Raw genomic sequence first — 8,467 nt, 5'->3', positions numbered from 1 at the left:
CGTTGACTGTAAGGTAACAAACCATCCCTGGTGCTACGTCCAGCCGCGCATCCCTGCGCGTCGTTCACTCAACTGCGTTATGCCACCGGCATAACGGTTTTCGTTCACCCCCATGTGAGAGTGTGCTGCTCGAATATGGGGACTCATGTGACCAAAACGCCGGGAGCGTTTTGGAACGTTGGAGCGAAGCGACGACGGCCCGTAGGGTGAAGGGCAGAATCCCCGGAGTACAAATTCGTCGGGAACGAATTTATGTCCTACATCCATGTAGGCCACTTGCTTCGCAAGCCAGCTAAAGCTGTTCTGCATTGCTACTGCAATGCTTCGTGAACGTGCTTTAGCACGGCCCCGAAGGGGTGAGGGCAGGAAGCCAGAAGCCAAAGTACCAGCTGGGGGAGTTACCACGGACGGGGTAACACATCTAAGCGCTCCTGGATGCCCGAATAAAGTAGGCAGATAGAACGCTCGACAAGAGTGCTTTTCAATTGTCGTATCACTGGCGAAAAACTGTGCGATCGGGTAAAATCCGCGGCCCGTTCTACAGAGGTCCATCAATGTCACAGACTGTTTCTATAAACCGCACCATATCCGTCGCCCCCATGCTCGATTGGACGGATAAGCATTGCCGTTATTTTCTGCGTTTAATATCGCGGCATGCATTGCTGTACACAGAAATGGTTACCACCGGTGCGATTATTCACGGTAAAGGTGATTATCTGGCCTTTAATGATCAGGAGCATCCGGTTGCCTTACAACTCGGTGGTTCCGATCCTTCCGATATGGCAGCGTGTGCAGAAAAAGCACAGGCCTACGGTTATGACGAAGTCAACATCAATGTAGGCTGTCCATCAGACCGGGTACAGAATGGGCGTTTTGGTGCTTGTCTGATGGCGGAACCTGACACGGTGGCCTCTTGTGTAGCCGCCATGCAGCAGGCGGTTGATATTCCGGTGACAGTCAAATCCCGTATAGGGATAGATGACATGGACGAGTATGAAGATCTGAGTCGATTTGTCTCAACGGTGCAGGCGGCTGGTTGCGATACATTAATCGTGCATGCACGCAAGGCCTGGCTGCAGGGATTAAGTCCGAAAGAGAACCGTGATATTCCACCGTTGATGTACGATCGTGTGTATGCCCTGAAGGAAGAGTTTCCTGATCTGCACATCAGCATTAATGGTGGGATCAAAACCCTCGATGAAACTGAACAGCACCTTTCACAGGTTGATGGCGTGATGATAGGCCGCGAGGTTTACAGTAACCCCTATATTCTCTCCAGCGTTGACCAACGCTTTTACAACGACACCCAAGACCCATTGTCGCGCCAGGACATCGTCACTGCCATGGTGACCTATACACACCAGCAGGTCGCCGAAGGTGCACGACCATGGCATATAGCTCGCCACATGCTTGGATTGTTTCAAGGTGAGATCGGAGCGCGCATCTGGCGTCGCTACCTGAGTCAACATGGGCCCCGGTCCACGGATACCGAAGGCTTGCTGTTTGGTGCATTAGAACAGGTCGAACAGGCCCAGCGCAATGCAAAGGAGTTTTTGGCCAACAAGGTTGGTTAAATTTCCTAAAGGGTTGGTCAAAACAGCTAATCGATAGCTTTTTGGCCTTGAGTCAAATACACACCCAAACTTTTTAATTTCATAAAAAATCAATTAAAACAACGGGATAGCATTTTTTTCCACGGTTGGCACAACTATCGCTATAGATACTGCGACTTAACTAGTAACTCAAATAATGAGTCACTTAACCAACCAGAAAGGATTGAGAAAATGTTTAAGAAAATTACTACCGCTGTTGTTTTGTTGTCAGGTTTGTCGTTTGGTGCATCTGCCACCGCTGCTGAAGTTTCACTGGAGCAATTAGTCTCTGCCATGGTGAGTCAGGCCGTTGCTAAAACGTCACAAGAATTGGGCTACGGTGTACAGGAAGCTGTTCTTACCGCAGGTAACATGGTGAGCCTGGACAGTTCAGAAAAGTACGCTACTAAGGTCAATATTAAAGACCTGAGTGATGAGAAAGGTGACAAGCAAAAAGCAGAGTAAGGAGGCAGTTATGTTTTTGCAACTGAATCTACTTGCCCTGTTGTTGGCACCAGTGATGACCTATGTGGGTGCTGCCATTGTGTTTTCGGTATTTGGCAGTAAGGCACAACGGCTTCTGCACCCGGTATCACGTACGTCCCTGTCATATCCGGACAGTCAGTAAACGCTGTTTTGACTGTCCGTATTTGCTCCACGCTATATTTTTACCCGTAATCTGCTATTTCCCGATCAGGGCATCCACTGTTTCAAACGCCAATCTGGCGGCCAATTTCGCTGTTCGATTATCTGAATCATACCGCGGGTTCATTTCGGCAATATCACACAATCGCCATCGATAGTTTAAGCGACTCTGCTGCGCAGCCAGCCAATCAAGCATGGTAATCACAAACTGTGGTGAGATCCCCAGTGCACTTGGGGCACTGACACCTGGCGCAATCGCGGCAGGGAAAGCATCCAGACAGATCGTCACATACAACTCATCGATATCCCTTAGCATGGGCGCTAACAAGGTGACCGCTGCATCCATCTGACACTGATGGTCGAACAGGAAACGTGTGCCACTGGCGGCGGCGAAATCAAACAATGCGGGTGTATTGGCGGCTTTTGATACGCCCAGACAGGCATAATCAAAGGGTAACCCGTGTTGCTGGCGATGTTCTGCGACCTGTCTGAAAGGGGTACCTGAACTGGTATCAGGCGCCGGACGGCGCAGATCAAAGTGCGCATCAAAGTTGATGATGCCAATACGTTGTTGCTTATTGGCTAACGCTGCTTCCAGGCCAAGATAACTTCCCCAGCCAATTTCATGGCCGCCACCCAGACCGATGACCAGCGAATGATGTGCCAGGCCCTCAGTCACTTTAGCGGCGTAGTCATTTTGTACGCTGGCCAGATCATGTTTGGCATGGCTGTCACCCAAATCCGCCAACGCTGCATCCCAATGCCAGGGTAGATTGGCAAGCGCGGCGCGGATGCTATTGGGTCCGTCGACTGCACCAACTCTGCCTTTATTGGCCTGAACGCCCAGATCACATGCTAAACCCACCAGAGCAACGGACTTGGGGTGTTTCAGGTGATCGTCATGATCAATCACCTGATGCCAACGCAGCCCCCTGCTACCATCTTCACTGTCGATGCGGCCTTGCCATTTAAACATGTCGTCCTCCAACCCAGCGCGCTTTAGGGCGCTGTCCGTTGATACTGTAGACAAGTTGTGCCGGATGATCGATATCCCATAAGGTGAGATCCGCTCGCAATCCCTCATCAATCATCCCCCGGTCGTTAAGACCAAGGGCTTTGGCGGCATGACGTGTGGTGCCCAGAAGCGCTTCTTCCGGGGTAATGGCAAATAAAACGCACGCCATATTCATCGCCGTCAACAGGGACGCCAGCGGGGAGCTGCCGGGATTTAAATCCGTTGCCACAGCCATCGGGATCCCCTGTTTGCGAAGGGCTTCAATGGGCGGCTTCTGCGTTTCATGCAAATAGTAAAATGCGCCCGGCAACAATACGGCAACGGTGTCTTTCAGGTGTCCAACATCCTCCTCGGCCAAATATTCAATGTGATCAACAGACAAGGCATCGTAGTTGGCGGCCAGTACCGCGCCTTTCAAATCACTGAGTTGTTCGACATGGGCCTTTACCGGCAATCCATGGGCTTTGGCTGCCTGAAACACCCGCTCCGTCTGCGCCGGCGTAAATCCGATCGATTCACAGAAAACGTCAACCGCATCGGCCAGCTTATTTGCGGCGATGTCAGGTAGCATGGTGTCACACACCAGTGAAATGTATCCATCCGCGTCGTTGCTGTATTCGGCCGGCAGGGCGTGTGCGCCAAGAAACGTTGTACGCACACTGACCGGCAATGCATCTTCCAGTTGTCGGGCGACCTTCAGCATCCGCCGCTCGGTGTCCAGATCAAGGCCATACCCTGACTTGATTTCCAGCGTCGTAACTCCCTCTTCCAATAATCGTTCGGCCCTTTGCTTCGCGCTGTCGAACAATGCCTTCTCTGAGGCCTGTCGGGTAGCCTTCACCGTGCTCTTGATCCCGCCGCCCTGTTTGGCGATCTCAGCGTAAGAGATCCCCTGCAGACGCATTTCAAACTCATTGGCTCTGTCGCCGGCATAGATAAGGTGGGTATGGCAGTCAATCAGACCGGGTAACAACCATTGCCCATTACCATCGACCGTGTGTGTGGCGCTGATGTCAGCGGGTAGTTCCTCGAACAGTGCGGCAATCTTGCCTGATCGAATCCCAACTGCAGTATGCGATGTGGTGCCGTATGGCTGACCATTGTCCGCCATTGAAGCGATACGAACATTGGTGATGACGGTGTCGAAGGTGTCGTGCATGGAACCGTTCCGTATAGGGGATAAATTTGTTCAACAGTGTACTTGTGCATACTTGTATATACAAGTAGTATGTTGGCCATTCGGACTCACTCAGACAGGTTGCAAGATGTTGCCTCGCTACACCCAAATCAAGCTGGCATTACTGGATGCCATCGAAGATGGGACTATGGGACCTGGCGATCAGGTGCCGTCTGAAAATCAGCTGGCGCTACAGCATCAGGTCAGCCGCATGACCGCGCGCCGAGCGGTTACCGAACTGGTTGAAGAAGGGATCCTGATGCGTACCCAAGGGCTCGGCACCTTCGTGTCTGACCACCGGCCAATGAGTTCGATGCTTGAGATCCGCAGTATTCGTGATGAAGTCATTCAGCGTGGTCATCGCTACGCCAGCTCGATATTGCACCTTGATAGTGTAATCGCCAATGAAGCACTGGCCCGTTGGCTGGATGTAGGCATTGGTGATGTGGTGTTCCACAGCATTATCGTACACAGCGAGAATGGCCAGCCCATTCAGTATGAAGAGCGTTGGGTAAACCCGCGCTGGGCGCCGGACTATCTGCAACAGGACTTCAGCCAGCAAACGGCGAATCACTACCTGAATCTGGTTGCCCCGTTGACCCAGGCCGATCACAGCGTCGAGGCCATGTTGCCTGAGGCGCACATTGCCCAAGCATTGCAGATCACTGCGGCCGATCCGTGTCTGAAAATATCACGACGAACCTATTCCGCCCGGGGGGTCGTTAGCCACGCTGTACTGTACCACCCCGGTAACCGTTATCGACTGGGAGGTCATTTGAACTTCCAGGCCAAAACATAACCCTGCATCAGGAGAAAACATGAACCGTTTTGATCCTAACCGTGTGATCCGCGCGCCCCGTGGCAACACGTTGACCGCCAAAAGTTGGCAAACCGAAGCGCCTCTGCGCATGTTGATGAACAACCTTGACCCCGAGGTTGCCGAGCACCCACAGAATCTGGTTGTATACGGCGGGATCGGTCGGGCAGCCAGAGATTGGGCCTCATACGACAAAATCGTCGAGGTACTGACTCGCCTGAATGATGATGAGACCCTGTTGGTGCAATCGGGCAAACCCGTCGGTGTGTTTCCCACTCACGAGAATGCGCCGAGAGTGTTGATCGCCAATTCCAATCTGGTGCCGCACTGGGCGAACTGGGAGCATTTCAACGAACTGGATAAAAAAGGTCTGATGATGTACGGCCAGATGACGGCCGGCTCGTGGATTTACATCGGTTCACAGGGCATTGTCCAGGGCACGTATGAGACCTTCGTCAGCGTGGCCAAAACCCATTTTGACGGCGATGCCAGTGGTCGTTGGATCCTGACCGGTGGTTTAGGTGGAATGGGAGGCGCTCAGCCTCTGGCTGCAACCATGGCAGGGTTTTCCATGTTGGCCGTTGAAGTGGATGAAAGCCGTATCGATTTTCGCATCAAAACCCGTTACCTGGACAAGAAAGCCACCTCGGTGGACGAAGCCCTTGCCATGTTAGACGCGGCCAAAGCCGCCGGCACGCCGGTGTCGGTAGGTTTGCTGGCGAACGCTGCAGATGTTTTCCCAGAATTATTGGCCCGCGGCATCGTCCCTGATGTGGTCACCGACCAGACCAGCGCCCACGACCCATTGAATGGTTATCTGCCACAGGGCTGGACCATGGAGCAGGCTGCACAAATGCGTGACAAAGATGAGGCCGCAGTGGTCAAAGCAGCCAAGCAGTCGATGGCAGTCCAGGTGCAGGCGATGCTTGGCCTGCAGGATGCCGGGTCTGCGACGCTGGATTATGGCAACAACATTCGCCAGATGGCATTGGAAGAAGGGGTGCAAAATGCATTTGATTTCCCCGGCTTCGTCCCAGCCTATATTCGTCCGTTGTTCTGCCAGGGCATAGGTCCTTTCCGCTGGGCTGCATTGTCTGGCGATCCTGAAGACATCTACAAAACCGATGCGAAGGTTAAGGAGTTGATCCCCGACAATCCGCACCTGCACAACTGGCTGGACATGGCCAAAGAGCGTATTCAATTCCAGGGTCTACCTGCCCGTATCTGCTGGGTTGGGTTGGGTGAACGTCAGAAGTTGGGACTGGCCTTTAATGAAATGGTTAGAAACGGAGAGCTGAGTGCGCCTGTGGTTATCGGTCGTGATCACCTCGATTCCGGCTCGGTGGCTTCACCGAACCGGGAAACCGAATCCATGCAAGACGGTTCTGATGCGGTGTCGGATTGGCCTCTGCTCAACGCGTTGCTGAACACGGCCGGTGGTGCTACCTGGGTAAGTCTGCACCATGGTGGTGGTGTGGGCATGGGTTTCAGTCAGCACTCCGGTGTCGTGATTCTGTGTGACGGTTCGAAAGAGGCCGATGAGCGTATTGCTCGCGTACTACACAACGATCCGGCGACCGGTGTCATGCGACATGCGGACGCTGGTTATGACATCGCCAAAGACTGTGCACGTAAGCACAAGCTTGATTTGCCGATGCTGGATGTGGAGTAAGCCGACATGACGACATTAACATTACAACCGGGCACACTAACCCTGGAGCAACTTCGCGACGTGCATCGCCATCATGTTCCGCTGTCACTGGCGGAAGATGCGAAAGCCGGCATTCACGCAGCAGAACAAACCGTACTGGATGTGATCAAACAAGATCGCACCGTGTACGGCATCAACACCGGATTTGGCTTGCTGGCCAATACCCGTATCGATGTCTCTGAGCTGGAACTGCTGCAGCGCAGCATCGTCCTGTCTCATGCTGCCGGTACGGGGGATTTTATGAGCGAAGACACCGTACGTTTGCTGATGCTGTTGAAAATCAATTCACTGGCCCGTGGCTTTTCTGGTATTCGCTTGTCGGTGATCGAAGCGCTGATCGCCCTGTATAACGCACAGGTGTATCCCGCCATTCCCGAAAAGGGCTCAGTCGGTGCATCGGGTGACCTGGCACCATTGGCACACATGAGCTGTGTGTTGCTGGGTGAAGGTGAAGTGTTCCACAAGGGCAACCGTTTGTCGGCGGCTGAAGGCTTAACGTTGGCAGGTCTGGCGCCAATCACACTGGCGCCAAAAGAAGGGCTGGCGTTGTTGAACGGTACCCAGGCATCCACCGCATTTGCACTGCAAGGTTTGTTTTATTGTGAAAATGCACTGCACAGTGCCATCGGTATTGGCGCATTAACGGTCGAAGCTGCTCTTGGCTCCCGGGTTCCGTTTGATCCGCGTATCCACGCAGTGCGCGGACACAAAACCCAATCAGATGTTGCCACTGCATTCCGGCAGTTATTGGCGACGTCCGAAATTGGTGATTCCCACCAGGGTTGTGAGAAGGTTCAGGATCCTTACTCGTTGCGCTGTCAGCCACAGGTCATGGGAGCGAGTTTGCAACAAATGCGCTTTGCCAGTGAGATCCTGATCACCGAAGCCAACGGCGTGAGTGATAACCCGCTGGTCTTTGCCGATAGCGGTGACATCTTGTCGGGCGGTAATTTTCACGCAGAAACCGTGGCGATGGCGGCAGATATGCTGGCCATTGCGTTGTCTGAGATAGGCTCGTTGTCTGAGCGTCGCATGGCATTGATGATTGATACTCACCTCAGTGGACTGCCCCCTTTCCTGGTCGAAAATGGCGGTGTGAATTCTGGATTCATGATCGCTCAGGTGACCTGTGCGGCACTGGCGAGCGAGAATAAGACCCTGGCTCATCCGGCATCGATTGACTCACTGCCCACCTCCGCCAACCAGGAAGATCACGTATCCATGGCGACATTTGCAGGTCGTCGTTTGCGGGATATCTTTGACAATGTGGCCGGTATTCTGGCCGTGGAATGGTTAGCGGCTTGTCAGGGCCTGGACTTCCGTAAACCGTTGAAGACCAGTGAACCGTTGCAGCCACTGATGGGGTTGTTGCGTGAAAAGGTCCCGTTCTACGATAAAGACCGCTATTTCGCGCCAGACATTGAAAATGCCAAGCAGTTGATCAAGCAACATCACCTGATGGATGCCACGGGATTGGCACTGCTCGACTGAGTGTCTTGATAGAGCAAAA

8 protein-coding genes are annotated in these 8,467 nt (G+C 53.2%); 6 read left to right on the top strand and 2 right to left on the bottom strand.

The features are described from left to right. The first annotated feature begins 554 nt into the window (after positions 1–554). The 3 genes from dusA (at position 555) to LJ739_RS14595 (ending at position 2,220) form a co-directional block, all read left to right on the top strand. Positions 555–1,574 (top strand): tRNA dihydrouridine(20/20a) synthase DusA, encoded by a 1,020-nt coding sequence (gene dusA, locus LJ739_RS14605; RefSeq protein ID WP_229161662.1) that lies wholly within the window; start codon positions 555–557, stop codon positions 1,572–1,574. Positions 1,575–1,784: 210 nt separating this feature from the next. Beyond that, positions 1,785–2,057: a hypothetical protein gene (locus tag LJ739_RS14600; RefSeq protein ID WP_229161660.1), complete on the top strand. Its 273-nt coding sequence runs from the start codon at positions 1,785–1,787 to the stop codon at positions 2,055–2,057. Between the two features lie 10 nt (positions 2,058–2,067). Beyond that, complete coding sequence (locus LJ739_RS14595) at positions 2,068–2,220, top strand: hypothetical protein (RefSeq protein WP_229161658.1); 153 nt, start codon at positions 2,068–2,070, stop codon at positions 2,218–2,220. Between the two features lie 54 nt (positions 2,221–2,274). Here the strand turns inward: LJ739_RS14595 and hutG are convergent, their stop codons facing one another. Continuing rightward, complete coding sequence (hutG, locus tag LJ739_RS14590; RefSeq protein WP_229161657.1) at positions 2,275–3,213, bottom strand: formimidoylglutamase; 939 nt, start codon at positions 3,211–3,213, stop codon at positions 2,275–2,277. Continuing rightward, positions 3,206–4,411: an imidazolonepropionase gene (hutI, locus tag LJ739_RS14585; RefSeq protein ID WP_229161656.1), complete on the bottom strand. Its 1,206-nt coding sequence runs from the start codon at positions 4,409–4,411 to the stop codon at positions 3,206–3,208. The genes hutG and hutI overlap by 8 nt, the downstream gene beginning before the upstream one ends. 106 nt (positions 4,412–4,517) lie before the next feature. Here hutI and hutC point away from each other — a divergent pair, with 106 nt between their 5' ends. The 3 genes from hutC to hutH are packed head-to-tail and all read left to right on the top strand — an operon-like array spanning position 4,518 to position 8,448. Next, positions 4,518–5,228: a histidine utilization repressor gene (gene hutC, locus LJ739_RS14580; RefSeq protein ID WP_229161654.1), complete on the top strand. Its 711-nt coding sequence runs from the start codon at positions 4,518–4,520 to the stop codon at positions 5,226–5,228. A gap of 19 nt (positions 5,229–5,247) precedes the next feature. Next, entirely contained in the window at positions 5,248–6,918 is a 1,671-nt protein-coding gene (gene hutU / locus LJ739_RS14575) for a urocanate hydratase (protein WP_229161652.1), read from the top strand. Positions 6,919–6,924: 6 nt separating this feature from the next. After that, positions 6,925–8,448 carry a histidine ammonia-lyase gene (gene hutH, locus LJ739_RS14570; RefSeq protein WP_229161651.1) on the top strand — a complete coding sequence of 508 codons (1,524 nt, stop codon included), beginning with the start codon at positions 6,925–6,927 and terminating at the stop codon, positions 8,446–8,448. The last annotated feature ends 19 nt before the right edge of the window (positions 8,449–8,467 follow it).

This window comes from Fluctibacter halophilus (assembly GCF_020687825.1).
GTDB classification, from domain to species: Bacteria; Pseudomonadota; Gammaproteobacteria; order Enterobacterales; family Alteromonadaceae; genus Fluctibacter; species Fluctibacter halophilus.
Note: the sequence above shows the minus strand (reverse complement) of the source record. Positions and strands in the feature narration are given on the sequence as shown.

Bases quoted from the DNA above. Each gene is read 5' to 3' on its own strand.
- dusA (WP_229161662.1), top strand. From the start codon at position 555: ATGTCACAGACTGTTTCTATAAACCGCACCATATCCGTCGCCCCCATG.
- LJ739_RS14600 (WP_229161660.1), top strand. From the start codon at position 1,785: ATGTTTAAGAAAATTACTACCGCTGTTGTTTTGTTGTCAGGTTTGTCG.
- LJ739_RS14595 (WP_229161658.1), top strand. From the start codon at position 2,068: ATGTTTTTGCAACTGAATCTACTTGCCCTGTTGTTGGCACCAGTGATG.
- hutG (WP_229161657.1), bottom strand. From the start codon at position 3,213: ATGTTTAAATGGCAAGGCCGCATCGACAGTGAAGATGGTAGCAGGGGG.
- hutI (WP_229161656.1), bottom strand. From the start codon at position 4,411: ATGCACGACACCTTCGACACCGTCATCACCAATGTTCGTATCGCTTCA.
- hutC (WP_229161654.1), top strand. From the start codon at position 4,518: ATGTTGCCTCGCTACACCCAAATCAAGCTGGCATTACTGGATGCCATC.
- hutU (WP_229161652.1), top strand. From the start codon at position 5,248: ATGAACCGTTTTGATCCTAACCGTGTGATCCGCGCGCCCCGTGGCAAC.
- hutH (WP_229161651.1), top strand. From the start codon at position 6,925: ATGACGACATTAACATTACAACCGGGCACACTAACCCTGGAGCAACTT.